Source organism: Mesorhizobium sp. P2_D6, from assembly GCF_056404315.1.
Genome location: NZ_JBFUEG010000002.1, coordinates 533,729 through 558,038, shown reverse-complemented (window position 1 = coordinate 558,038; position 24,310 = coordinate 533,729). Strand labels below are relative to the sequence as shown.

General features: G+C 63.1%; 23 protein-coding genes. 20 read left to right on the top strand and 3 right to left on the bottom strand.

Going from position 1 to position 24,310, the window contains the following annotated elements; all coding sequences use genetic code 11:
• Nucleotide 1: 1 nt before the first annotated feature.
• Both AC1D1L_RS05845 and AC1D1L_RS05840 read left to right on the top strand, forming a co-directional pair.
• Nucleotides 2–1,579, top strand: coding sequence for a caspase family protein (locus AC1D1L_RS05845; protein WP_477339574.1), 1,578 nt, complete (start codon nucleotides 2–4; stop codon nucleotides 1,577–1,579).
• A gap of 41 nt (nucleotides 1,580–1,620) precedes the next feature.
• Nucleotides 1,621–1,764 (top strand): hypothetical protein, encoded by a 144-nt coding sequence (locus tag AC1D1L_RS05840; RefSeq protein WP_477339572.1) that lies wholly within the window; start codon nucleotides 1,621–1,623, stop codon nucleotides 1,762–1,764.
• Between the two features lie 530 nt (nucleotides 1,765–2,294).
• On the opposite strand, the gene AC1D1L_RS05835 is transcribed toward AC1D1L_RS05840, so the two are convergent.
• On the bottom strand, nucleotides 2,295–2,966 hold the full coding sequence (locus AC1D1L_RS05835; protein ID WP_477339570.1) for a GntR family transcriptional regulator: 672 nt from the start codon (nucleotides 2,964–2,966) through the stop codon (nucleotides 2,295–2,297).
• A 137-nt stretch (nucleotides 2,967–3,103) separates the two neighbouring features.
• Between AC1D1L_RS05835 and AC1D1L_RS05830 the strand changes: the two genes are divergently transcribed.
• The 16 genes from AC1D1L_RS05830 (at nucleotide 3,104) to apnL (ending at nucleotide 20,588) form a co-directional block, all read left to right on the top strand.
• Nucleotides 3,104–3,691, top strand: coding sequence for an amino acid synthesis family protein (locus AC1D1L_RS05830; protein ID WP_477304633.1), 588 nt, complete (start codon nucleotides 3,104–3,106; stop codon nucleotides 3,689–3,691).
• Complete coding sequence (locus tag AC1D1L_RS05825; RefSeq protein WP_477339568.1) at nucleotides 3,684–5,477, top strand: alpha/beta fold hydrolase; 1,794 nt, start codon at nucleotides 3,684–3,686, stop codon at nucleotides 5,475–5,477. Before AC1D1L_RS05830 ends, AC1D1L_RS05825 begins: the two co-directional genes overlap by 8 nt.
• Nucleotides 5,478–5,482: 5 nt before the next feature.
• A complete protein-coding gene (locus AC1D1L_RS05820; RefSeq protein ID WP_477339566.1) occupies nucleotides 5,483–6,532 on the top strand; it encodes an LLM class flavin-dependent oxidoreductase in 1,050 nt (349 codons plus the stop codon).
• Nucleotides 6,529–8,007 (top strand): aldehyde dehydrogenase, encoded by a 1,479-nt coding sequence (locus tag AC1D1L_RS05815; protein WP_477339564.1) that lies wholly within the window; start codon nucleotides 6,529–6,531, stop codon nucleotides 8,005–8,007. Before AC1D1L_RS05820 ends, AC1D1L_RS05815 begins: the two co-directional genes overlap by 4 nt.
• Before the next feature lie 83 nt (nucleotides 8,008–8,090).
• Nucleotides 8,091–9,095 (top strand): ABC transporter substrate-binding protein, encoded by a 1,005-nt coding sequence (locus AC1D1L_RS05810; RefSeq protein WP_477339562.1) that lies wholly within the window; start codon nucleotides 8,091–8,093, stop codon nucleotides 9,093–9,095.
• A gap of 60 nt (nucleotides 9,096–9,155) precedes the next feature.
• Entirely contained in the window at nucleotides 9,156–10,016 is an 861-nt protein-coding gene (locus tag AC1D1L_RS05805) for an ABC transporter permease (protein WP_477339560.1), read from the top strand.
• Nucleotide 10,017: 1 nt separating this feature from the next.
• Nucleotides 10,018–10,818 (top strand): ABC transporter permease, encoded by an 801-nt coding sequence (locus AC1D1L_RS05800; protein ID WP_477339558.1) that lies wholly within the window; start codon nucleotides 10,018–10,020, stop codon nucleotides 10,816–10,818.
• Nucleotides 10,815–11,891 carry an ABC transporter ATP-binding protein gene (locus AC1D1L_RS05795; RefSeq protein WP_477339557.1) on the top strand — a complete coding sequence of 359 codons (1,077 nt, stop codon included), beginning with the start codon at nucleotides 10,815–10,817 and terminating at the stop codon, nucleotides 11,889–11,891. Before AC1D1L_RS05800 ends, AC1D1L_RS05795 begins: the two co-directional genes overlap by 4 nt.
• 90 nt (nucleotides 11,892–11,981) lie before the next feature.
• Nucleotides 11,982–12,149 carry a hypothetical protein gene (locus AC1D1L_RS05790; protein ID WP_477339555.1) on the top strand — a complete coding sequence of 56 codons (168 nt, stop codon included), beginning with the start codon at nucleotides 11,982–11,984 and terminating at the stop codon, nucleotides 12,147–12,149.
• Nucleotides 12,150–12,258: 109 nt separating this feature from the next.
• Nucleotides 12,259–13,086 (top strand): phosphogluconate dehydrogenase C-terminal domain-containing protein, encoded by an 828-nt coding sequence (locus AC1D1L_RS05785; protein ID WP_477339553.1) that lies wholly within the window; start codon nucleotides 12,259–12,261, stop codon nucleotides 13,084–13,086.
• Between the two features lie 342 nt (nucleotides 13,087–13,428).
• The gene (locus AC1D1L_RS05780) at nucleotides 13,429–14,370 is read left to right on the top strand and encodes a substrate-binding domain-containing protein (protein WP_477339551.1); all 942 of its coding nucleotides are present in this window, start codon (nucleotides 13,429–13,431) and stop codon (nucleotides 14,368–14,370) included.
• A gap of 94 nt (nucleotides 14,371–14,464) precedes the next feature.
• A complete protein-coding gene (locus tag AC1D1L_RS05775) occupies nucleotides 14,465–15,109 on the top strand; it encodes a DUF2291 family protein (protein ID WP_477339549.1) in 645 nt (214 codons plus the stop codon).
• Nucleotides 15,106–16,662, top strand: coding sequence for a sugar ABC transporter ATP-binding protein (locus AC1D1L_RS05770; RefSeq protein WP_477339547.1), 1,557 nt, complete (start codon nucleotides 15,106–15,108; stop codon nucleotides 16,660–16,662). Before AC1D1L_RS05775 ends, AC1D1L_RS05770 begins: the two co-directional genes overlap by 4 nt.
• Complete coding sequence (locus AC1D1L_RS05765; protein ID WP_477339545.1) at nucleotides 16,655–17,719, top strand: ABC transporter permease; 1,065 nt, start codon at nucleotides 16,655–16,657, stop codon at nucleotides 17,717–17,719. The genes AC1D1L_RS05770 and AC1D1L_RS05765 overlap by 8 nt, the downstream gene beginning before the upstream one ends.
• Nucleotides 17,720–17,721: 2 nt before the next feature.
• The gene (locus AC1D1L_RS05760) at nucleotides 17,722–18,756 is read left to right on the top strand and encodes a Gfo/Idh/MocA family protein (RefSeq protein ID WP_477339543.1); all 1,035 of its coding nucleotides are present in this window, start codon (nucleotides 17,722–17,724) and stop codon (nucleotides 18,754–18,756) included.
• A complete protein-coding gene (apnL, locus tag AC1D1L_RS05755; RefSeq protein ID WP_477339541.1) occupies nucleotides 18,753–20,588 on the top strand; it encodes a D-apionate lactonase in 1,836 nt (611 codons plus the stop codon). The genes AC1D1L_RS05760 and apnL overlap by 4 nt, the downstream gene beginning before the upstream one ends.
• A gap of 1 nt (nucleotide 20,589) precedes the next feature.
• Here apnL and AC1D1L_RS05750 read toward each other — a convergent pair whose 3' ends face one another.
• Nucleotides 20,590–21,303, bottom strand: coding sequence for a transcriptional regulator NanR (locus tag AC1D1L_RS05750; RefSeq protein ID WP_142866853.1), 714 nt, complete (start codon nucleotides 21,301–21,303; stop codon nucleotides 20,590–20,592).
• A gap of 187 nt (nucleotides 21,304–21,490) precedes the next feature.
• Here AC1D1L_RS05750 and oiaX point away from each other — a divergent pair, with 187 nt between their 5' ends.
• Together oiaX and AC1D1L_RS05740 are read left to right on the top strand one after the other, a co-directional pair.
• Complete coding sequence (oiaX, locus tag AC1D1L_RS05745) at nucleotides 21,491–22,741, top strand: 3-oxo-isoapionate-4-phosphate decarboxylase OiaX (RefSeq protein ID WP_477339539.1); 1,251 nt, start codon at nucleotides 21,491–21,493, stop codon at nucleotides 22,739–22,741.
• Nucleotides 22,742–22,745: 4 nt separating this feature from the next.
• Nucleotides 22,746–24,080 carry a four-carbon acid sugar kinase family protein gene (locus AC1D1L_RS05740; protein ID WP_477339537.1) on the top strand — a complete coding sequence of 445 codons (1,335 nt, stop codon included), beginning with the start codon at nucleotides 22,746–22,748 and terminating at the stop codon, nucleotides 24,078–24,080.
• On the opposite strand, the gene AC1D1L_RS05735 is transcribed toward AC1D1L_RS05740, so the two are convergent.
• Nucleotides 24,051–24,308 carry a hypothetical protein gene (locus AC1D1L_RS05735; RefSeq protein WP_477339535.1) on the bottom strand — a complete coding sequence of 86 codons (258 nt, stop codon included), beginning with the start codon at nucleotides 24,306–24,308 and terminating at the stop codon, nucleotides 24,051–24,053. The two genes, AC1D1L_RS05740 and AC1D1L_RS05735, sit on opposite strands and share 30 nt — an antisense overlap.
• Nucleotides 24,309–24,310: the final 2 nt, after the last annotated feature.

Below are 24,310 nucleotides of genomic sequence, written 5' to 3'. Positions count from 1 at the left end.
AGTGCGCACGCTAAGATTCTGGGCCATTGGATTGTTATTCTTTGCTGCAATTGATTTGCTGTGGGCCGGTGCCTTTGCCGCCGAGACTAGGCGCGCCGCGCTGGTCATCGGCAACAGCAAATATGTCAACGCCATGCCTTTGCCCAACCCCGCCAACGACGCCCAACTGATCGCATCCACTCTGCATGATGCTGGGTTCCACGTGATCGAAGGTATCGATCAAGATATCGTCGGCATGCGCAATCTTATCAGCCGGTTCGCCGAGGAATCCTATCATACAGATCTCGCCGTCATTTTTTATGCCGGCCACGGCATGCAAGTTGACGGGAAGAACTACCTTATTCCGATCGATGCAGAACTGACGTCGCCCGCGTTTCTCAAGACACGGACCGTCCAGGTCGATGAGTTTATAGCGGCGTTGCCTCCCGATCCGGCAGTTGGCGTCATCATCCTTGATGCCTGCCGCGACAATCCCTTAGTAAGGTCCCTTGCGACCGCGTTGCCGAAAAGCCGCTCTCTTGGAGCAGGCCTTGCCCCGGTCGAAGCGAAGGCGGACGGCGTCGGCACAGGCGGTGTGCTCATCGCCTACGCAACAGATCCAGGAGCCATCGCCTTTGACGGCGACGGCGTTAACAGCCCGTACTCGCTAGCGCTCGCAAAGCACTTGACCGAGCCTGGTGTCGAGATCCAGAGCGCGCTGACGCGCGTGCGCGGCGATGTGACCAGGGCTACACAAGGACGGCAGCGGCCTTGGCACAATGCTTCGCTGGGGCGCGAAATCTTTCTTGGAAAACCGCCCGAGCAGACGCCGCAGTCGGACGTGGACGAGGCTCCAGCCGAACGCCGAAGCACGGATGGGCGTGGATGGGAAGTTGAGCAACGTGTGTGGGACGAGGCTTCGAAACGTAACGAGCTTGCCTACTATGAAGCCTATATGCAGCAATTTCCCGACGGGGCCTTCACTGATCTCGCTCGCCTCAACATCGGTCGGCTGAGGCAACCGAAAGGCGATACCGTCGCCATGGCCGCTCCGAAGGGCGAAAGCTTGTCGCCGTCTTCGGCTCTGGCCGACGCGCCGGAGGTTGGAACCGCGATTTCCGAATCTATGCTGGGGCTCGACAAGAGGGGCCGTGTCGACTTGCAGCTCCGCCTTCAGGTACTCGGGTATGACGTTGGCGATATTACCGACGCCTTCGGTCCGAAGACCCGGCAAGCCATCGGGGACTGGCAGAGATCTCAGGGTATGCCGCCATCGACCTTCTTTACCCTCAAGCAGCGTAGTCGGTTGATTGCCGAAACTCAGGCCTTGATGGAGGCCGCGCACCCCAAGGCGACTACAAAGAAAGCCAAGGCGTCAAACCCACCCCCCGCTCCGCGCACTGTTGCGCGCGCCGCCAAACCGGAGCAGCCTGCAGCGCCGACGAAAACGGCTCGCAAGATCAAGCCACCACCTCCAGTGCCTACAGTTGAGGCGCAGGATAGCAGGCGCAAATACTGTAAAACCACTGGCGGTAAAATCCCGTCCAACCCAGCGCCAGGGTTTCACCCAGCCTGCGGCGGGCGAGATACCCGATTTTAGGTTGATAACCGAGCTGGGCAGTGGTCACCAAGAATGACCAGATGATCGATCCCAAGCTACTCGCAGACGGCGCGAAGACCATGAACGCCCATGTCAAAACCATTGCGTCCAGCCATGTTCCGATGCTGTCGCACCCAAAAGAAGTAGCCGCGGTCATTCTGGAAGCGGTCGAAGCCGCCAAATGACATCTGGCAGCACGGCAGGTAGGGCGCTTCCTCCCGGCCAACAGGAACCTGCCGAGGCGTCAGGCAGATCGTCGCGCTCATAGCGCAACCCGGCATTGCAGAACTGAAAGCGCAGCGAGCAACTCGACACCCGCTGCGCTGACGTCGCGTCGCGAAACCGAATTCTAAAAGCCAGACATCTGCGCGCGGGGTGTGGGCCGGCTCCAGCGCCGACACGCGCACGGCAGGGGTCAGTTGTCTGGCCTGCGACCAATAAGTGGTAGGTCAGACATAGGGGTTCGAGTCCACGTCGTGGGCCACTCCAGAAAACTTCATTAAAATCAGTCACTTAAGTGGTCGTTTTGGTGGGCCCGGAAAGACGTATCAAGAACGTTGATTTCATGGGCTTTTTCGCGGGCCAGAACCAGAAATCTTCCCGTATCGTTCCATATGGTTCCGCCACAGTCGAACATAGCGCCCCTACGCCTCCTTCGCGCCAAGACCGGTCTTGAGCTCACATTGACGCTTGAGCTGCACAACAAAACGCGTCGTCACCTCGGGCGCAACAACTGCTGCGCGATAAACCAAGCTTGTTCGACATGATGTCGAGCGGCGGCCTCAGCTTTATCAGGGTCGCGCAACTTGATTGCGTCCATGATTTCGGTCATTTCGGCGATCGCCGGCTCGCGGCGGTTGTCCGAGGCAATGGTCATCGAACGCAGCTGGTTGATGCGGACATTCAGCCCGGTGACGATTTCCCAGGCAATACGCTTGTCGGCCGCTTCGAACAGCGCCTCGTAGAATTTGGTCGTCGCCCGCATCACCGCGACCGGCACGCCCGAAGCCCAGGCTTCGAACAGGTTGGTCAAAGCGCCATCGAGCAAGGCAATCTGCTCGCTCGTGGCCGACATGGCGCAAGCTCGCGCCGCGATGCCCTCCAGCAGCGCTCGCAATTCATAGATCTCGTCGGTGCGGCCGAGATCCGGCTTGGCCACGGCCGGTCCATGGCCCGGTATCATCTGCACCAGGCCTTCGGCCTCCAATTGCCGCAAAACCTCGCGCACGACCGAACGGCTGACCCCGAGCTGATCGCAAAGCGGCCGCTCGACCAGTCTCTCGCCGGGTTGGAAATGGAAATCCATGATCGCCTCGCGCATGCGCTCCAGCGCCAGCGTCCGCAACGTCTTGGCGGAGCGGTCGATCCGCAGCGCATCTTCTGACATTTTCTCGCCTCCCTGGTACGGCCACAAAACAGATTCCATGGCCAATTGACAAGGTTCTTGGCGCTCCATAGCATGGTATACCATAAGACGCGATAGACATGACGGCGCTGAACCGCGCTATCCGACCGAGGATTTTGATGAAGCCGGCCATTCGAAAGATCGTCACCTATATCGAGAACACGCTGATCGAAGGCGGAAAGGCAGCACCCCAGCCGCTGAGACTGGTCGGTGTAGCGGCTGTGCTGACGAACCCTTGGGCTGGCCGTGGTTTCATCGAGGATCTTTCTCCCGAGATCCGCGCCATCGCTCCCATCCTTGGCGAAATGCTGACCCGCGAGATCATCGCCGTCGCCGGTTCGGGCGAGGCGATCGAAGGCTACGGCAAGGCCGCCATCTGCGGCACCTCGGGCGAAATAGAGCACGCTTCGGCGCTGATCCACACGCTACATTTCGGCAATCACTATCGCCGCGCCGTCGGCGCCAAGACCTACCTCGCCTTTACCAATCTGCGCGGCGGGCCGAACACGCCAATCATGATTCCGCTGATGGACAAGAACGACGAAGGCCGTCGCTCCCATTATCTAACTGTGCATTTCCAGATCGGCGATGCGCCGGCGCCCGACGAACTGGTGGTGGCGCTTGGCGCCTCCATTGGCGGGCGCCCGCACCACCGCATCGGCGATCGCTATCAGGATCTCAAGGAGGTCGGGGACCTGCATGGCTGACGTCGCCGCCTCCGCATGGGTCCGGGACACGACTCCGGACGGAACCGGCTTCATCCGTGCCGGCTCCGGCGCGCCGGTTCTGCTCATCCACGGCGTCGGCATGAATGCCGCGATCTGGCAGGATCAGATCGCTTCGATGAAAGGCCGCCACGACCTGATCGCCATCGATATGCTCGGCCACGGCAACTCGCCGCTGCCGCCCGAAAATGCCGCACTGTCCGACTTTGCCGATCAGGCGCTTCGCCTGATCGATCACCTCGGTCTCGCCTCCGTATCGATCGTCGGCCATTCCATGGGGGCGTTGGTGGCCCTCGAAATCGCCCATCGCGCACCGTCGCGGGTCAGCTCCATCGTCTGTCTCAATGGCGTGTTCCGTCGTCCTGAGGCATTGGCGCAGGCTGTGCGCGAACGGGCGGCAGCACTCGGCAGTCATGGCGACCCCTCCGCCATCGCCGCAACGCTAGCCCGCTGGTTCGGCGATCCACTGCCAGCCAATTTGGCTGGCGCGGCCGCGACGGCCCGCATCGCGCTTGAAGGTGTCAGCGCCGAGGGCTATGCGCGCACCTATCGCCTCTTCGCCCACGCCGATACCCAGCATGTCGGCCGTCTGGCCGAGCTTGCAGCGCCGGCGCTGTTCATGACCGGATCGGAAGACAGGAATTCGACGCCGGCCATGTCGGCGGCGATGGCGCGGCTTGCACCGCGCGGCCAGTGCCTCGTGCTGAGCGGCGAAAGGCACATGATGGCAATCGCTTCGCCCGAAAAGGTGACTCACCACATCATGGCTTTTCTCAATGCTGGGAAAGACGCCGCCGCCAAGCCGGAGGCTCCTGCATTTGACCCCGGCGAATTCAGGCGGGCGCTGGGTTCGTTTCTGACCGGCGTCACCATCGTCACCACGGTCAGTGCGGAAGGCGAACCGCGCGGCTTCACCGCCAATTCCTTCACCTCGGTCTCGCTCGATCCGCCGCTGGTGCTTGTGTGCATCGCCAAGAAGGCGTTGGGGCACAGCGCGTTTTCGACCTCAAGAGGTTTCGCGATCAACATCCTCTCGGAGAGTCAGAAGGCCGAATCCGGCATCTTCGCCTCCAAAGCAGCGGACAAATTCGCTTCCGTTGCCTGGCAATCCGGACACACCGGCAATCCGCTGATCGACGGTTCCGTGGCCGTGTTCGATTGCGCCATGGAGCAACTGGTCGATGCCGGCGACCATTCGATCCTCATCGGTCGCGTTCGCGACTTCACCCACAATGGTGCGCAGCCGCTCGGCTATTGCCGCGGCACCTATGTCACACCAGGCCTCAGCCAGGAGGCGCTGGCGGCAGCACCTTCGGGAACCGAAGTTGGCGCCATCCTCGAAAATGAAGGTCGCGTGCTGTTCTTCGAAACCCCGGACGGTTTCCACGAATTGCCGGCGGGTCGCGGGCTGGGCTCGCCCAGGGATGCCCGCAGCCTCAAGGGATGCCTCGCCGCCAAGGCGGTCGACGCACAGCTCGGCTTCCTGTTTGCCGTGTGGGACGACGCGGCCGATCCGTCGCGCTCGCACGTCTACTACCGGGGAACGGTCACCGCCCCCGCCTCCAGCGATCGCCAGGTCAGGCTTGTCGACATCGACCATATCGCCGATCTCAAGGTCGCCGATGCGGCGGTTCGTTCCATGCTGACCCGCTATGTCCGTGAACGTACGGAAGATGCATTCGGCGTCTATGTCGGCAACGAGGTCGAAGGCGAAGTCCGGCCGCTCGCCAGGGCGGCGTCTTCCCAAGCTCTTACTGGTCTCAGGTGATGCCGATGAAATTTTCGCTGTTCGTCCATATGGAGCGCTCGGATCTGGCGAAGCCACATTCCGAACTGGTTGCCGAGCTGGAGGATCTGGTCCTGCAGGCCGAGGCGGCAGGCTTCGAGACCGCCTGGATCGGCGAGCATCACGGGATGGAATTCACCATCTCGCCCAACCCGTTCATCAACATCGCCTATCTCGGCGCAAAGACGACGCGCATCCGGCTCGGCACCGGAACCATCGTCGCGCCATTCTGGCACCCGATCAAGCTCGCCGGCGAAGCAGCAATGGCCGACGTCATTACCGGCGGCCGGCTCGATATCGGCATTGCGCGCGGCGCCTACAGCTATGAGTACCAGCGGCTTTTCCCTGGGCTCGAAGCCTGGGGCGCGGGTCAGCGCATGCGCGAGATGGTGCCGGCGATCCGTGGCCTGTGGGATGGCGACTTCGAACTGTCCGGCGAGTTCTGGTCGTTCCCGTCGACCACCTCATCGCCCAAGCCGCTGCAAAAGCCCTATCCGCCGATCTGGGTGGCGGCGCGTGACCCTAACTCGCACGACTTTGCCGTGGCCAACAAATGCAACGTGCAGGTGACGCCGCTTGCCTCAGGCGACGGCGAAGTGGCCAGCCTGATGGAGCGCTTCAACACGGCCTGTGCCGCCCATCCCGAAATACCGCGGCCGGAAATCATGCTCCTGATGCATACGTTCGTCGCCGAGGACGCGGCCGATGCCGATCGCCTGACGCAGGACCTGTCGCAATTCTACTGCCAGTTCGGCGCCTGGTTCCAGAACAAGAAGCCGGTGCGCCAAGGCGTTCTGGAAGAACTGACCGAGGCCGAGATTGCGGCCATGCCGCAATATGCGCCGGACAAGATCAGACAGAATCTGGTGATCGGCGAAGCCGACGAGGTGATCGCCCGGCTCAAGGCCTACGAAGCGCTCGGCTATGACCAGTATTCGATCTGGATCGACAGCGGCCTTTCGCACGAGCGCAAGAAGAAATCGCTGCAGTTGTTCATCGACAAAGTGATGCCGGCCTTCCAGGGACCGCGCGCGTGACGAGCACCGGCGAATTCAGGAATTACATAGACGGCCAGTTCGTGGAGGCCGCCTCGACCTTCGACAGCATCGACCCGTCGACCGGCGCAACATGGGCAAAAATGCCCGCTGCTTCAGCCGCCGATGTCGACCGCGCCGTCGAGGCCGCACATCGGGCACTGCGCTCCGGCCCATGGGCAGCGATGACCGCAACGGCGCGCGGCAAGCTTCTGGTGCGGCTCGGCGATCTCGTCGTCGCCAATGCCGATCGGCTGGCTGAACTCGAGACGCGCGACACCGGCAAGATCATCCGCGAGACCCGCGCCCAGATCGCCTATGTCGGCGATTACTACCGCTACTATGGTGGTCTCGCCGACAAGCACGAAGGCTCGTTTGTTCCTATCGACAAGGCGGATATGGAGGTGACGATCCGGCCGGAGCCGATCGGCGTCGTTGCCGCCGTCGTGCCGTGGAATTCGCAGCTCTTCCTGTCGGCCGTCAAGCTCGGGCCGGCGCTGGCAGCTGGCTGCACGATCGTCCTCAAGGCGTCCGAGGATGGCCCTGCACCGCTGCTCGCCTTTGCCGAACTCGTCCACGAAGCCGGATTTCCCGAAGGCAGCGTCAACATCCTGACCGGCTTCGGTCATGATTGCGGACACCGCCTGACCAGCCATCCGCTGGTCGCCCGCGTTGCCTTCACCGGCGGTCCTGGGACGGCGCGGCAGATCGTCAGGAACACGGCGGAAAATCTCGCCTACACCACGCTCGAACTCGGCGGCAAAAGCCCGGTCGTGGTGTTTGCCGATGCAGATCTGGACAGCGCCGCCAACGCCGTCGTCGCCGGCATCTTTGCCGCCACCGGCCAGAGCTGCGTCGCCGGCTCGCGGCTGTTGGTCGAGCGCTCGGTGAAGGACGAATTTCTCGCCCGGCTCAAGCGCAAGGCCGAGGCGATCCGGATCGGCGACCCGCAGGATCCGACCACCGAAATGGGGCCGCTCGCCACGGCACGCCAGCGCGAGTGGATCGAAAAGACCGTCGCCGAAAGCCTCACCAGTGGCGGCCGGCTGGTCACCGGCGGCAAGCGCCCCGAGGGCAAGGCGGACGGCTTCTACTATGCACCGACGATCATCGAGGCGCCTGATCAAAACCTCGCCTGCGTGCGCGAAGAGCTTTTCGGCCCGGTGCTCAGCGCGCTCGCCTTCGACACCGAGGCCGAGGCGCTATCGCTCGCCAACGATACGAAGTTCGGCCTGGCTTCCGGCGTCTTCACCACCAATCTTGCCAAGGCCCACCGCATGGCGCGCGGCATCCACGCCGGCGTGGTCTGGATCAACACCTACCGCGCCGTCTCGCCGCTGGTTCCGTTTGGCGGCTACGGCCAGTCCGGCCTCGGCCGCGAAGGCGGCATGGACGCGATCCGCGACTACACGCGTTCGAAATCGGTCTGGATACGCACATCGGACGACCCAATTCCCGATCCTTTTGTCATGCGGTAGCCGCCGCAGGCCGGGGATTCGCGATCAAGGCGAAAACGCCGATCGCGAACAACCAACAACGAAAACAAAAAGAGGAGAACGACATGAAACTGATCTTCACCGGCGTCCTTGCCGGACTGCTCGCAACGACGGCCGCCAAGGCCGACGAAATGGTCTTCACCAGCTGGGGCGGAACGACCCAGGAAGCACAGACCAAATCCTGGGCCGACCCATTTTCGGCCGCGTCCGGCATCAAGGTCCTGCAGGACGGTCCGACCGACTACGGCAAGCTGAAGGCCATGGTCGACGCCGGCAGCGTCAACTGGGATGTCGTCGACGTCGAGATGGATTTCGCCATCAAGGCGGCCAAGGACGGCCTGCTGGAGCCAATCGATTTCGCCGCCGTGCCGAAGGCCGACCTCGATCCGCGCTTCACCACCGACCATGCCGTCGGCAGCTTTTACTATTCCTTCGTGCTCGCCTGGAACAAGGGCGCCGTTTCGGGCGAACCTGCCGGCTGGGCCGACATGTTCGACACCAAGAAATTCCCGGGCAAGCGCACCTTCTACAAATGGTCGGCGCCCGGCGTCATCGAGATCGCCTTGCTCGCCGATGGCGTTCCGGCCGACAAGCTCTACCCGCTCGATCTCGACCGCGCCTTCAAGAAGCTCGACACCATCAAGTCCGACGTCGTCTGGTGGAGCGGCGGCGCGGAGTCGCAGCAGCTGATCGCTTCCGGTGAAGCGGCGTTCGGCCAACTCTGGAACGGCCGCGTCTTCGCGCTCCAGCATGACGAGGCAGATGTCGGCGTGTCCTGGGCCCAGAACCTGACTGCGGCCGACGTTCTGGTGGTGCCGAAGGGCGCCAAGAACAAGGATGCGGCGATGAAGTTCCTGGCTGCGGCAAGTAGTCCGGCCGGCCAGGCGAAATTTGCCGAAGCCAGCGGCTATGCGCCTGTTAACACCAAGGCCAAGGCCGAAATGGCGACCGATGTCGTGAAGTCGTTGCCGGACGCTCATGTCGAGGGGCAGATCAACCTCGACATGAACTACTGGGCTGAGAACCGCGATGCCATCGCGACGCGCTGGTACGCCTGGCAGGCGAAGTAACACCGCAACAGAACGGGACGAGACGGCGCAGGCTGTCTCGTCTACAATCAGGTTCCCGCCATGTCGGTCGAAACGCGTCAGAGCTTCGGAACATTAAAGATGCCGGCAGGCTTCGGTGGCCTGCTGCCGGCACTGATCCTGATCGCGCTTTTCTTCGTTGTCCCGGTGCTGGCCCTGCTGTTGCGCAGCATCACCGAGCCCGCGCCCGGCCTGCAGAACTACGCGACGCTGCTGGGTGACGGCACCTATGCCAGGGTGTTCTTCAACACCTTCCTGGTCGCGGCGGTGGTCACAGTCGTTACTGTTCTGGTCGCCTTTCCGGTCGCCTGGATGCTCGCCGTCATGCCGGCGGCGCTGGCCTCGATCGTCTTCGGCGTCATCATCCTGTCGATGTGGACCAATCTGCTCACCCGCACCTATGCCTGGATGGTGCTGCTGCAGCGCACCGGCGTCATCAACCGGACGCTGCTCGCCATTGGAATCATCGACCAGCCGCTGCCGCTCATCAACAATCTCACCGGCGTCACCATCGGCATGGTCTACATCATGCTGCCGTTCATGATCCTGCCGCTGGTCGGCACCTTGCGGGCGATCGACCCGATGACGCTGCGTGCCGCAGCATTGTGCGGCGCCAGCCATTTCCAGGCCTTCCGTCGCATCCTTCTGCCACTGTCGCTGCCCGGCATCGCCGCTGGCGGCCTGATGGTGTTCGTCATGTCGCTCGGCTATTTCGTCACCCCGGCACTGCTCGGCGGCACATCAAACATGATGCTGGCCGAAATGATCGCGCAGATGATCCAGTCGCTGCTCAACTGGGGGCTGGGCAGCGCCGCCGCCTTCATCCTGCTTGTCGTCACCATGGCGCTCTATGCGCTGCAGCTGCGCCTTGTCGGCGCCAGGCGCATGAGCGGAGGCGTCTGAAATGCTGCTCGACTATGACCGCATGGGATGGCTGAAAATTGCGCTGCTCGGCTTCACCGCGCTCGTCGCCGCCTTCCTCCTGTTGCCGGTGGTCTTTATCGTTCTGCTGTCGTTCGGCTCGTCGCGCTGGCTGGCCTTTCCGCCACCCGGCTGGACGCTCAAATGGTACCAGGAACTGTTTGCCGATCCGTCCTGGTTGGAGGCCGCGCTGACCAGCGCCCGCATCGCCACGATGACGGCGATCCTTGCCGTGGTGATCGGCCTGCTTGCCTCGTTTGCGCTCGTTCGCGGCCAGTTCCGCGGCCGTGAAATCCTTCGCGGTCTGCTGCTGACGCCGATGGTGTTGCCGGTGGTGGTGTTCGCCATCGCCATCTACGCCTTCTTCCTGCGCCTCGGTCTCGGCGGTACGACGATCGGCTTCGTCATCGCCCACACCGTGCTTGCCCTGCCCTTCGCGATCATCCCGATCGCCACGGCGCTCGAAGGCTTCGACAAGTCGATCGAGGATGCCGCGATCGTCTGCGGCGCCAGCCCGCTCGAGGCAAAGCTCAGGATCACCTTGCCGTCGATCCGCATCGGCATCTTTTCCGCCGCCATCTTTGCCTTCCTCGCCTCCTGGGATGAAGTCGTCGTGGCGATCTTCATGGCCAGCCCGACCTTGCAGACCTTGCCGGTCAAGATCTGGGGCAGCCTGCGCTCGGATCTGAGCCCGGTCATCGCCGCCGCCTCCAGCCTGCTCGTCGGTCTGACGCTTGCCCTGATGCTAGTGGCGGCACTCCTGCGCCGAAAGTTCCAGACATGACCCAGCCCTTCCTTTCCATCCGCAATCTGCGCAAGGCGTTCGGCGCGATCACCGCAGTGCATGACGTCACGCTGGACATTCCAAAGGGTCAGTTCCTGACCTTTCTCGGGCCGTCGGGTTCGGGAAAATCAACGACGCTCTATGCCATCGCCGGCTTCCAGGATCCGAGCTCCGGCGATGTCCAGCTGGAAGGCAAATCCTTGCTGGCGATACCCTCGCACAAGCGCAACATCGGCATGGTCTTCCAGCGCTACACGCTGTTTCCGCATCTGACGGTCGCCGAAAACATTGCCTTTCCGCTTCGGGTCCGGCGCCGGCCGGAAGCCGAGGTGAAGAAGAAGGTCGGCGACATGCTGGCCCTGGTACGGCTGGAAAGCTTTGCCGCGAGACTGCCTGGCGCGCTGTCAGGCGGCCAGCAGCAGCGCGTCGCGCTGGCCCGGGCGCTGGCCTACGATCCGCCGATCCTTTTGATGGACGAGCCGCTGTCGGCGCTGGACAAGAAACTGCGCGAGGAGATCCAGGCCGAGATCCGCCGCATCCACCGCGAGACCGGCGTTACTATCCTCTATGTCACGCATGACCAGGAGGAAGCGCTGCACCTCTCGGATCGGATCGCGCTCTTCAGGGACGGCCGTATCGAGCAGATCGGCACCGGCGAGGACCTTTATCTCCGGCCAGCGACCGATTTCGTCGCCGGCTTCATCGGCAATTCGAATTTTTTGGCTGCGGAACATCTGGAAACCGCCGGCGGTGCCGCCACCATCCGCCTTTCCGACGGCTCGCTGGTCTCGGGTATCAACGCAAATGGCAGCCTCGCACCGGGGCAAAAAACCAGATTGATGATCAGACCGGAGGCCCTTCGTCTGGACCGGGGACCGAAAAGTGTGGAGCTGGTCGTAGATATCATCGACGTTGCCTTCTATGGCGAACGGCGGCGCATCGTTGCGCGTACCAGCACTGGACAGGAGATCGACATCAGGCCGACATTCTCCGCCGCCGCTTCGCATGATGTGACGCCGAGCCAACGTCAGGTCTTTTTCGACCCGAGCGCAGCGTTCCTGTTTCCCGCCTGACTCACCACACCGGATGGAGGTCAGCCAGCAGTTCGACGAGTTACCGCTGGCTGAGGCAAGACGGCGGACGGCAAGGTTGCGCCGGCCCGCGTGTCGCCCACCATGCAGATCATCGGCCTACCACCGGGCGTCCAGGACATCGTCGTCATCTTCGTGCTCGCGCTGGCCGGACGCCAAGCCCTGACACGGCGAACGCCGCCCGAACCGCCAGCCGACGATGCTAATCCCGCCATGCAGCCAAGCGACCGGCAGGCATGACACGGCAATGAAGGCTCTGGTCAAACCCGGAGGTTGTGGTAGAGTGATCATACCAGTCAATAACATGACGATAGGCACGGCCATCGTTGGAAATCGGGAGCAAGCATAGATGACGACGATTGCGCTGTTCGGGGCCGGCGGGAAAATGGGTTACCGCCTGTCGACCAATTTTCGTGGGTCGCCGTATACGATACGCCATGTCGAGGTCAGCGATGCCGGCCGCGAGCGGCTGAAATCGGGGCTGGGCTTTGATGCCGTCAGTGCCGATGAAGCGCTCAACGGCGCCGATGTGGTGATTCTGGCTGTACCCGATACGCATATCGGCAAGGTGGCGGCCAGCATCGAGAGCAAGCTCGCACCAGGTACGATGGTCGTCGTGCTCGATGCCGCCGCACCGTTCGCCGGCCATTTGCCGCAGCGGCCGGACCTGACCTATTTCGTCACCCATCCCTGCCATCCACCGATCTTCAACGACGAGACCGACATGGCGGCCAAAAAAGACTATTTCGGCGGCGTCAAGGCCAAGCAGCATATGGTGAGCGCGCTGATGCAGGGGCCGGAAGAGGATTTTGCCAAGGGCGAGGCGATCGCCAAGATCATCTGGGCGCCGGTGATGCGCTCGCACCGTGTCACTGTCGATCAGATGGCGTTGCTGGAGCCCGGCCTTTCGGAAACCGTATGCGCCTCGCTGCTCGTCGTCATGAAGGAAGCCGTCGACGAGGTCGTGGCGCGCGGCGTCGACAAGCAAGCCGCGCTCGACTTCCTGCTCGGCCATATGAATGTGCTTGGCGCCGTCATCTTTGGTGAAACCAATGGCGTGTTCTCCGACGCCTGCAACAAGGCGATCGAATTCGGCAAGCCGGTGCTGATGCGCGACGACTGGAAGCGGGTATTCGAGCCGGAAGAGATCGCCGCGAGCATTCAGCGCATCACCTGAGGAAGACTTGCGCAGGCGCTTTCCGAAGCACCTGGATGCGTCGGCGAAACTGTCGCCGGCGCCCTGCCCAACGCTCATCAGGTACATATCATCTGAATTTGTGGTTGACTCATCATACCAGTTAGCTTTAGCTGTTCACTGGCTCGGATCGATCACGCTTCGCTGGGAAATCGAGGCCGGGACGAGTGGAGGATGGTGGGGAACGGGAGCGAGATCGTTTCGGATGAAAGCCGGCGAACGGCTTTGACCCCGAGCGAGGTGCTGCCTGCACTGCCTGACGGAATTCAACGCAGACAATGGCCTTGACCGATCAAGGCACGAATTTTTCAACGGGAGGACTTCATGAAACTCACACGCAGAATGACGCTTGCGGCTTTCGCCGGCATGCTGGCACTTGGTACGGCTATGCCGGCCTATGCGGCGGATCTCATCGCCATCATCACGCCTTCGCACGACAACCCGTTCTTCAAGGCGGAAGCCGTCGGCGCCGAAGCCAAGGCCAAGGAACTCGGCTACGAGGCGCTGGTGCTCGTCCATGACGACGACGCCAACAAGCAGTCGCAACTGATCGACACGGCGATCGGCCGTGGCGCCAAGGCGATCATCCTCGACAATGCCGGCGCCGACGCCACCGTGGCCGCCGTGCAGAAGGCCAAGGACGCCGGCGTGCCTTCCTTCCTGATCGACCGCGAAATCAATGCCACCGGCGTCGCCGTGGCGCAGATCGTCTCCAACAACTACCAGGGCGCCCAGCTCGGCGCGCAGGAATTCGTCAAGCTGATGGGCGAGAAGGGCAATTTCGTCGAACTGGTCGGCAAGGAATCCGACACCAATGCCGGCATTCGCTCCAAGGGCTATCACGACGTCATCGACGACTATCCGGACCTGAAGATGGTCGCCCAGCAATCGGCCAACTGGAGCCAGACCGAAGCCTATTCCAAGATGGAATCGATCCTGCAGGCCAATCCCGACATCAAGGGCGTCATCTCCGGCAATGACACGATGGCGATGGGCGCCTATGCGGCGCTTGTTGCTGCCAACCGCAAGGACGTCATCGTTGTCGGCTTCGACGGATCGAACGACGTGCGCGACTCCATCACCTCCGGCGGCATCAAGGCGACCGTCCTGCAGCCCGCCTTCGCGCAGGCGCAGATGGCGGTCGAGCAGGCCAACGACTTCATCAAGAACAAGAAGTCGCCGGCCAAGGAAAAGCAGCTGATGGACTGCGTTCTGGTCAATGGTGACAATGCTCCCAAGCTGGAGACCTTCGCGCTGACCAACTGAGCCAGCGTGACTTGAACAGGAGGGGCGAACCTCGGTTCGCCCCTCGTCTCCATTTTCTGTGGGTGCCGACCACCATGACGAACAACAGGCCGCTATGCTGAACAACAAGCCGACCTGGCCGATCCTTGCAGTGACCGTCGGCATCAGCCTGACCGCTTGCAAGATCCTGCCGACACAATCGGGTGGCGGCGGCAATGCACCCGCCTTCAACCCGGACAAGATGGTCGAGGAAATATGGGGCGCGAAGGTCGTTCCCTATCTCCACCAGAAGGCAGGACCGTTTCCCGAAGTTCACGCATTGGCGCAAGCCGACCCGGCGGCGGCCGGCGGCAAATACGGCAATCCCAACAAGCAGGCCAACTCACCCTGGACCTTCGCGGTGCGGCTGGAGGGCAAGATCGTCGCCGCCAACACGCAGTCGCGCGCGGCGACAGTGGACGTCGATGTCGACGGCGACGGCAAGGCCGACGCGCGGGTGCAGATCGGGCCGGCGGTGCGCGGCACGGCTTTGCGCGACAGCCTCGACTTCATCCAGTTCAACGACTTCACCAACCAGATCGACTTCGCCCAGTTCGGCAAGGCGTTCAACACCTATGCCGACAAGACGGTGCTGTCCAAGCTGCCGCGCGACGCACTCGAGGGCCGTAGCGCCAAGGTGCTCGGCGCCTATACATTGGGCAGTGGCCAGGACCTGCCGCTGGTGACGCCGGCGGAGGTCGAGATCGGGCCGAAGCCATGAGCGCGGCAGCGGCACGCGATGTCATCCTGAAGCTGGAGGACGTCTCCAAGGTCTATGCCGGCACCGTCGCGGTCAAGCACGCCAATTTCGAGGTGCGCAAGGGCGCGGTCAACGTGCTGGTCGGCGAAAACGGCGCCGGCAAGTCGACGCTGATGAAGATCATCGCCGGCGTCGAGCAACCGACGGCCGGCCGCATCCTGCTCGAGGGCGAAGAGGTCTCGTTCTCGTCGTCCGGCGATGCGGTGAACCGCGGCATCGGCATGGTGTTTCAGGAACTGAACCTGTTCGGCAATTTGACCGTCGCCGAGAACATTTTCGCCACCCGCGAGATCACCAACCGGTTCCGCAAGATCGACCGCAAGGAGCAGGAGCGCCGCGCGGCGCAATTCCTCGAGCGGCTGGAGGCCGGCATCCGGCCGGACATGCTGGTCGAGGACCTGCGCATCGGCCAGCAGCAGCTGGTCGAGATCGCCAAGGCAGTTTCGCTCGACGCGCGCATCCTGATCATGGACGAACCGACCTCGGCGCTGAGTGCGGCGGAAGTCGAGATCCTGTTCAAGGTGATTGCCGACCTCAAGGCGCGCGGCGTCGCCATCGTCTACATCTCGCACCGGCTGGAGGAGCTGATCCGCATCGGCGACTACATCACCGTGCTGCGCGACGGCCGCATCACCGGCCAGGAGGAGATGAAGAACGTCGACACGCGGTGGATCGTTCGGCAGATGATCGGCTCCGATGCCAAGGATTTCGCCAAGGCCGACGGCCATGTTCCGGGTGAAGAGATATTCCGCGCCGAGGACATCTGCCTGCCGCGCGCGACTGGCGGGCTGGCGGTCGATCATGTCTCGCTGTCGCTGCGCGCCGGCGAGATCCTCGGTATCTACGGCCTGATGGGCGCCGGACGCAGCGAGTTGTTCGACTGCATCATGGGCCGCCACGGCCAAGCCACCGGCGCGATCTTCATCGCCGGCAAGGAGGTGCGTGAGCGCGATACGACGCGGCGTATCCGGCGCGGCCTGGCGCTGATCCCCGAAGATCGCCAGCGCGAAGGGCTGGTGTCGATCCTCTCCGTCGCCAGCAATCTGACGCTGGCCAGCCTGTCGCGCTTCGTGCGCCTGTTCCACATCCGTGGCACCGAGGAGAAGCGGGCGGTGACGCAAATGGTGCGCGAACTGGCGATCAAGGTCGCCGACCCGGCGCAGGAAGTCTCGTCGCTGTCCGGCGGCAACCAGCAGAAGGTGGTGATCGGCAAGGCTCTGCTCACCGGGCCGAAGGTGCTGTTGATGGACGAGCCCAGCCGCGGCATCGATGTCGGCGCCAAGGCCGACGTCTTCCGCACCATGCGCAGGCTGTCCCGCGACGGATTGGGGATTCTCTTTGCGACCTCCGATCTCGACGAGGTCATGGCGCTGTCCGACCGCATCGCGGTGATGAGCAATGGAAAACTGACCGGCATGTTCGATCGTGCCGAGGCGACGGAGGCAGCCCTTGTCGCGGCCTCGGCACTTGGCCACGGACCGGTCCCGCATACGGAGACAAACGCCCATGACTGACATTCCGGCCAAGGCGGCTGCCCCCTCCGCTTCCAGCGGCTCCGCGTTGCTGACGTTGATGAAGCTTAGAACCTTCATCGCGCTGATCGCCGTGCTCGTCTTCTTCTCGATCGCGGCGCCGAACTTCCTGTCGACCGCCAACCTGATCCTGATGTCGAAGCATGTGGCGCTCAACGCGTTCCTGGCCATGGGCATGACCTTCGTCATCATCACCGGCGGCATCGACCTGTCGGTCGGCTCGATCGTCGGTCTGTGCGGCATGGTGGCCGGCTATCTCGTGCTCAACGGCATCGACCTGCAGATCGGCTACACCGTCTATTTCAACGTCTTCGAGATCGCGCTGATCACGCTGGCGGTCGGCATCCTGATCGGCGCCGTCAACGGGTTGCTGATCACCAGGCTGAACGTCGCGCCGTTCATCGCCACGCTGGGCGTGCTCTATGTCGCGCGCGGCCTGGCGCTGCTGTCGTCGGATGGCCGCACCTTCCCCAACCTGGTCGGCAAGCCGGAACTCGGCACGACCGGCTTCGGCTTCCTCGGCGCCGGCCGGTTGCTCGGCCTGCCGGTGGCGATCTGGATCCTGATCGTCGTTGCACTGGCAGCGGCCTATCTCGCCAAATACACGCCGCTCGGCCGCCACATCTTCGCGGTCGGCGGCAACGAACGGGCGTCGCGAATTTCGGGCGTCCGTGTCAACATGGTGAAGATGTTCGTCTACATGTTCTCCGGTTTCTGCGCGGCGATCGTCGGCCTGATCATCTCGTCCGAGTTGATGGCCTCGCATCCGGCGACGGGCGAGAGCTTCGAATTGAATGCGATCGCGGCAGCGGTGCTCGGCGGCACCTCGATGTCTGGCGGTCGCGGCACTATCGGCGGCACCATTGTCGGCGCCTTCGTCATCGGTATTCTTTCGGATGGGTTGGTGATGATGGGCGTGAGTTCGTTCTGGCAGATGGTGATCAAGGGCCTCGTCATCATCGTCGCGGTCGTCGTCGACCAGGCGCAGCGGCGGCTGCAGAGCCGGGTGACGCTGATGCAGATGGCAAAGGCAGGCTGAGCATGGCGGAGTTGCGCGGAGCGCTGATCGGCTGCGGCTTCTTTGCCGTCAACCAGATGCATGCCTGGCGCGACATTGATGGCGCCGCGATCATCGCCATCTGCGACCGCGATCCCGACCGGCTGCGGATCGTCGGCGACCAGTTCGGCATCGCAAAGCGCTACACCGATGCGGCAGAACTTTTTGCCGGCGAGAGCCTGGATTTTGTCGATATCGCCACCACGGCACCCAGCCATCGGCCGCTTGTCGAGATGGCGGCGCGGCACCGCGTGCCGGTGATCTGCCAAAAGCCGTTCGCACCGACACTTGCCGACGCCAAGGCCATGGTCAAAGCCTGTGCCGACGCTGGCATACCGCTGATGGTACACGAGAATTTTCGCTGGCAGTCGGCCATCCAGGCAGTGCGTGTCGTGCTCGACAGTGGCGAGATCGGCACGCCGTTCTTCGGACGGATCTCCTTCCGCTCAGCCTACGACGTGTTTTCCGGCCAACCCTATCTCGCCAAGGGAAAGCGCTTCATCATCGAGGATCTCGGCATCCATAGTCTCGACATCGCCCGCTTCCTGCTCGGCGACGTGTCGACGATCACGACGCGAACCGCGCGCATCAACCCCGACATCGCGGGCGAGGACGTCGCGACGATGCTGATGGACCACCAGAACGGCGCCACCTCTGTCGTCGACTGCAGCTACGCGACGAAGCTTGCCGTCGAGCCGTTTCCCGAAACGCTGATCGAGATCGACGGCAGCGACGGCACAATCCGGCTGGCGCAGGGCTACCGGCTCACCGTCACCGGCAGGAACGGCACACGGGTCACCGGCGTCTCGCCGCCGCTGTTGCCCTGGGCATCGCGCCCATGGCACAACATCCAGGAGAGCGTCGTTGCCATCCAGCGGCACTGGGTCGACTGCCTGGCTAAGGGGATAGAACCGGCGACCTCGGGCGCCGACAATCTCAAGACATTCGCGTTGGTCGAGGCCGCCTATATGGGTGCGGCGAGCCGGGGGCCGGTGCAGCTCGACGCTTTGCTGAAATGACCGCCGACGCCTTCCTCCTCTATGGCACGCATGTGGTCGAAGCCGCGCCGGTCAGGCTCAGCGCCGGCGCGCTCAGCGCGGACTTCGTCAATGGCAATCTGCGCACCATCCGTCTTGGCGGCATCGAAGTGCTGCGTGCCGTCGCCTACATCGTGCGCGATCGCGACTGGGGCACTTACCAGCCTGAACTGACGGACCTTGTCATCAACCAGGGCGCCGACACTTTCTCGGTCAGCTACACGGCAAATTGCACCGGGCCGGACGCGAGCCGGCTCGCCTTTCGCGCCACCATCAAAGGCTCTGATGGCCATCTGGCCTTCGACGTGAGTGCCCTGCCCGAGAGCGACTTCGAGACCAATCGCTGCGGCTTCTGCATCCTGCATCCGATCGCAGGCCTCGCCGGCAGTTCGGTCACGGTCGAGCACACTGACGGCAGCGTGGTGGCGACGAAGCTGCCGCTGTTGATCGACCCCTGGCAGCCTTTCAAGGATTTGCGCGCCATTTCACATGAGGTCCGGCCCGGCGTCACCGCCGAATGCCTGATGGAGGGCGACACTTTCGAGATGGAAGACCAGCGCAACTGGTCGGATGCGTCCTACAAGACCTATGTCCGGCCGCTGGCGCTGCCATGGCCCTTTGTGTTGCCTGCTGGCCAACCCGTCAGGCAGACGATCAGCCTGCGCATCATCGGCGAGGGGAAAATACCGGCTGTCGCGACAAGCACCGAACCGGTCCGCATCGAACTCGGCGAGGCCGGGCAGAGGCTGCCGGATATTGGCGTGATCATCTATCCGGATGAGGTGGAGGCAGCGCTCCCTAACCTTCCGACATTGGCCGCGCTCGGCCCACAGCAACTGATCCTCCACTACGATCCGACGCGCGGCCACGGGCTGGACGCGTTGCAGTCCTTTGCAAAACTTGCCGCTGCCTACCCGGTGCAGACGACGCTGGAATGCGTCGTTGCTTGCGCGGGCGATCTCGACGCCGAGCTTTCAGGTGTCGCCGCCATGGTGCGGCAAGCGGGACTGAAACTATCAGCCATTGCCGTCTCGCCTTCGGTCGACCGTCAGTCGACGCCGCCGGGCAGCGCGTGGCCGGACTGCCCGCCGCTTGAAGACGTCTATGCCGCCGCGCGGCGCGCCTTTCCCGATATCCGGCTCGGCGGCGGCATGTTCAGCTATTTCACCGAGCTCAACCGCAAGCGCGTACCGGCCGGCTTGCTCGATTTCGTCACCCACTGCACCTGCCCGATCGTGCATGCCGCCGACGATCTCAGCGTCATGCAATCGCTGGAGGCGCTGCCCTTCATCACCGCGTCGGCGCGGGCGATCTTCGGCGACAAACCCTACCGCATCGGGCCGTCGACGATTGCCATGCGCCAGAACCCCTATGGCGGCGCGACCAAAGCCAATCCGCACGGTCTGCGCATCGCCATGGCCGACCGCGATCCGCGTCATGCCGGCCTGTTCGCCGCAGCATGGACGATCGGCTATGCCGCGCGCGTCGCGCCGGCCGGGCTGGAGCTGCTCACGCTCTCCGGCTTCACCGGACCATTCGGCGTGCTGGCGTCATCCGGCGAACCCGTCGCGGAAGGAACGCCCCGGCCGATCTTCGATGCCATTAGGGGGATTTGCGAAATGGCCGGCCTTGCGCATGTGGCGGCAAGGACGAGCGATGAGACCAAGGTGCTGGCGCTCGCCGGGCGCTCCGTGTCGGGCAAGATCATCTTGTGGCTGGTGAACCTGACAGCGGGCGACGTGCCGGTCGACATCTCAGCGCTTGGTCGGGAGCAATTCTTGATGGCGCCTTACGCGATCGCGCGGATCAGCTAAGCTATTTTTCGGAATTCATCACATAGAGCGCGCGGGAGCGCTCGAGATGCTTGATCATCGCCTTCTCGGCGCCGTCGGCATCCTTCTTCTCGATGCGGTCGATGATCTCTTCGTGCTCGGTCAGCGTGAACTTTTCCTTGCCGGTCCAGATCAGCATTTCCGTATGATATTCCTTCAGCCAACCGAGCATCGCCTCGCTGACGGCGACATAGATCGGGTTGCCTGAAATCGCCGCGATCTGGGTGTGAAACTTCATGTCGGCGGAGATGAAGGCTTCGGAATCGCCGCGAAAGCCGCGCTGTTCGGCAATTGTGGCCCGCAGTCGCTCAACGTCCTCGGCGGTTGCGTTTTCGGCGGCTTCCCTGACCATGCCGCGCTCGAAGAAGATGCGCGCGGTTTTCAGGTGTTCCAGCGTGTCCTTCGACGACGACAGGATGATCTTGGCCGCGCCATCGACCTGTTTGATGATCGACTTGGCGGTCAACTGCAGCACCTTGGCGCGCTCGCCATGCGAGATCGCGACCAGGCCCATATTGCTCAGCGCCTGCATGGCCTCGCGGATGGCGGGCCGGCCGACCTCGAAGCGCTCCATCAGCTCGCGCTCCGACGGCATGTCGTCGCCGGGCGTCAATTCTCCGCTGGTGATCAGGCGCTTCAGCCGCAAAAACACTTCGTCGGAAAGTTTGCGCCGGACGATCGGCTCCGAACGGTTCATCGTCGCGAATCACTCCCTTGAACGGTGTCTATCTAGCACTGCCGCCACGATTTCCAGAATGCCTGCCAGCCAATCAGCCCATATCCTGCGAGCAGGATATCGCTTGCAAAGCTTATGTACTCATTATACCAGATTTCGACGATCAAGGAACTCTTTTCGAACCTCCTGCGGCCTCAGACAACGAACCATGATCACGCTCACCTACCGCATCGAGACATCAGGCAGCATCGACGCGCTGGCAGCCAAGATCGCCAGCGACCAGTCGACCGGAACCTTCGTTGCGCTGCCCGGCGAGACGGAGGAGCTCAAGGCCCGGGTGGCGGCGCGCGTCCTGGCGATACGGCATTTGCCCGACGCCCTTCGGCCCTCCATTCCTGAGGCTGGTGACGGGCCTTTCAAGCGTGCGGATGTCGATATCGCCTTTCCGTTCGATGCCATCGGCACCGACCTATCGGCGCTGATGACCATTGCCATTGGCGGCGCCTATTCGATCAAGGGTCTGTCCGGCATTCGCGTCGTCGACATGAAACTGCCGGAGCAGTTCCGCGGCGCGCATCCAGGACCGCAATTCGGCGTCGCCGGCAGCCGCCGGCTGACCGGCGTCACGGATCGGCCGATCATCGGCACCATCGTCAAGCCGGCGCTGGGGCTGCGACCTCATGAGACGGCCGCAATGGTGGGCGAACTGATCGCCGCCGGCGTCGATTTCATCAAAGACGACGAGAAGCTGATGAGCCCGGCCTATTCGCCCTTGGCGGAGCGGGTGAAGGCGATCATGCCGCTCATCCTCGACCACGAGCAGAAGACCGGCAAGAAGGTGATGTATGCCTTCGGCATTTCGCATGCCGATCCGGACGAGATGATGCGCAACCACGACTTTGTCGCCAAGGCCGGTGGCAATTGCGCGGTGGTCAACATCAATTCCATCGGCTTCGGCGGCATGGCCTTTCTCAGGAAGCGCTCTAGCCTGGTGCTGCACGCCCATCGCAACGGCTGGGATATCCTCACCCGCCATCCCGGCCTCGGCATGGACTTCAAGGTCTGGCAGCAATTCTGGCGGCTGCTCGGCGTCGACCAGTTCCAGATCAACGGCATCCAATCGAAATACTGGGAGCCGGACGCGTCCTTCGTCGAATCCTTCAAGGCGGTGACGACACCGATCTTTTTGCCTGAGGACTGCGCGCTGCCAGTGGCCGGCTCCGGCCAGTGGGGCGGGCAGGCGCCCGAGACCTATGCACGAACCGGCCGCACGGTCGACCTGCTCTATCTGTGCGGCGGGGGCATCGTCAGCCATCCGGACGGGCCGGGCGCCGGCGTGCGCGCCGTGCAGCAGGCCTGGCAAGCTGCGGTCGACGGCATTCCGCTGGCGGAGTTCGCCTTGGGCCATCCTGAGCTGACGCGGTCGATCGAAAAATTCGGCGACGGCAAGGCAGCCTGAAGCGATGCAAGACCTGCTGCTCAGCTATTATGGCGACGATCTCACCGGTTCGACCGACGTCATGGAGGCGCTCGAACTCGGCGGCGTGCCGACCGTGCTGTTCATGCGCCAACCGGACGCGGCCATGCTTGCGCAGTTCGCACATTGCCGAGCCATTGGCCTGGCCGGCACCAGCCGCAGCGAGACACCGCAATGGATGGACACGTATCTCAAGGACGCCTTCACCTGGCTGATGACGCTGAACGCCGCGATCTGCCACTACAAGGTCTGCTCGACCTTCGATTCCAGCCCGACGATCGGCAGCATCGGCAGGGCGATCGAGATCGGCCGTTCGGTCTTCGCGCAGGGCAGCGTGCCACTGCTGGTCGGGGCGCCTCAGCTCAAGCGTTACACCGCCTTTGGCCATCTGTTCGCGGCCTACCGTGAAAAGTATTTCCGCATCGACCGCCATCCGGTGATGAGCCGCCACCCGACGACACCGATGGATGAATCCGACATGCTGATCCATCTGTCGCGGCAAACGGAACTGACGTCGGGGCTGATCGACCTCGCGACACTGCAGTCGGCGTCGCGCTCGGAAACCTTCGATCGCTTGTTCGCCGACGGCACCGATATCGTGCTTGTCGATGTCGATAGCCGGGAGACGCAGGTGCTTGCGGGCAAGGAGATATGGCGCGTCCGCAAGCCGGGCGGTTCTTTCGTCGTCGGCTCGTCCGGGATCGAATATGCGCTGCTGGCCGAATGGGCATCGAACGGGACAGTCACTGCTGAACCAAAATTTTCGCCGCCGGGTGCTGCCGACCGGATCGCGGTTGTGTCGGGCAGTTGTTCGCCGACGACCGAACGACAGATCCGGCACGCTTTGACCGACGGCTTCGACGGCATCGAGGTTGATCCCGTCGAACTTGTCTCCGAAGCTTCCGGCGATGCGATCGCACGCGCAGCGGCAGCCGGTCGCGCCAGCCTGGAAGCCGGGCGCAGCGTTATCCTCTACACCGCGCTCGGACCCACGGCCGATCGCGGCGTCGAGATCGACCGCCGGGAAGGCGCTCGTCACAAGCTCGGCCGCAGCCTCGGTACGCTGCTGCGGCAACTGACCGAGGAGCAGGAACTGCGGCGCGTGATCATCGCAGGCGGCGACACGTCGAGCCATGCGCTCGGACAGATGCGCGTCGATGCGCTGGCGGTCAGGATGCCGCTGCCGGCATCGCCCGGCTCCCCGCTGTGCGTCGCCCATTCGCGCGTCAAGGCTATCGACGGGCTGGAAGTGGCGCTGAAGGGTGGGCAGGTCGGAACCGACCGCTATTTCTCAGCCATCCGCGACGGCGTTGGTGGTTAGAGCAATTCCAGGAAAAGTGTGAAACGGTTTTCCCGGGAAAAGCGCATAGCGCTTTCCCTTGGGAATTGCGTCAAAGAAAGAGATATAGCGGTTCGGCGTCGAAACGATGAACCGCTGTAGCGGCAAGCTGCCCCACCACGTCAAGGCGAAAGAAACAGCCAAGGCTTGCGTGCAGGCGTCGCGTGAAAAACTTGCCGCATGAAACTTTTCCTGCCGGGTGGAAATCACGA

Coding starts and splice junctions, on each gene's coding strand:
- AC1D1L_RS05765 (WP_477339545.1), top strand. CDS start 16,655: ATGACTGACATTCCGGCCAAGGCGGCTGCCCCCTCCGCTTCCAGCGGC.
- AC1D1L_RS05795 (WP_477339557.1), top strand. CDS start 10,815: ATGACCCAGCCCTTCCTTTCCATCCGCAATCTGCGCAAGGCGTTCGGC.
- AC1D1L_RS05820 (WP_477339566.1), top strand. CDS start 5,483: ATGAAATTTTCGCTGTTCGTCCATATGGAGCGCTCGGATCTGGCGAAG.
- AC1D1L_RS05825 (WP_477339568.1), top strand. CDS start 3,684: ATGGCTGACGTCGCCGCCTCCGCATGGGTCCGGGACACGACTCCGGAC.
- AC1D1L_RS05740 (WP_477339537.1), top strand. CDS start 22,746: ATGCAAGACCTGCTGCTCAGCTATTATGGCGACGATCTCACCGGTTCG.
- AC1D1L_RS05760 (WP_477339543.1), top strand. CDS start 17,722: ATGGCGGAGTTGCGCGGAGCGCTGATCGGCTGCGGCTTCTTTGCCGTC.
- oiaX (WP_477339539.1), top strand. CDS start 21,491: ATGATCACGCTCACCTACCGCATCGAGACATCAGGCAGCATCGACGCG.
- AC1D1L_RS05800 (WP_477339558.1), top strand. CDS start 10,018: ATGCTGCTCGACTATGACCGCATGGGATGGCTGAAAATTGCGCTGCTC.
- AC1D1L_RS05840 (WP_477339572.1), top strand. CDS start 1,621: ATGATCGATCCCAAGCTACTCGCAGACGGCGCGAAGACCATGAACGCC.
- AC1D1L_RS05775 (WP_477339549.1), top strand. CDS start 14,465: ATGCTGAACAACAAGCCGACCTGGCCGATCCTTGCAGTGACCGTCGGC.
- AC1D1L_RS05785 (WP_477339553.1), top strand. CDS start 12,259: ATGACGACGATTGCGCTGTTCGGGGCCGGCGGGAAAATGGGTTACCGC.
- AC1D1L_RS05810 (WP_477339562.1), top strand. CDS start 8,091: ATGAAACTGATCTTCACCGGCGTCCTTGCCGGACTGCTCGCAACGACG.
- AC1D1L_RS05835 (WP_477339570.1), bottom strand. CDS start 2,966: ATGTCAGAAGATGCGCTGCGGATCGACCGCTCCGCCAAGACGTTGCGG.
- apnL (WP_477339541.1), top strand. CDS start 18,753: ATGACCGCCGACGCCTTCCTCCTCTATGGCACGCATGTGGTCGAAGCC.
- AC1D1L_RS05750 (WP_142866853.1), bottom strand. CDS start 21,303: ATGAACCGTTCGGAGCCGATCGTCCGGCGCAAACTTTCCGACGAAGTG.
- AC1D1L_RS05780 (WP_477339551.1), top strand. CDS start 13,429: ATGAAACTCACACGCAGAATGACGCTTGCGGCTTTCGCCGGCATGCTG.
- AC1D1L_RS05770 (WP_477339547.1), top strand. CDS start 15,106: ATGAGCGCGGCAGCGGCACGCGATGTCATCCTGAAGCTGGAGGACGTC.
- AC1D1L_RS05805 (WP_477339560.1), top strand. CDS start 9,156: ATGTCGGTCGAAACGCGTCAGAGCTTCGGAACATTAAAGATGCCGGCA.
- AC1D1L_RS05830 (WP_477304633.1), top strand. CDS start 3,104: ATGAAGCCGGCCATTCGAAAGATCGTCACCTATATCGAGAACACGCTG.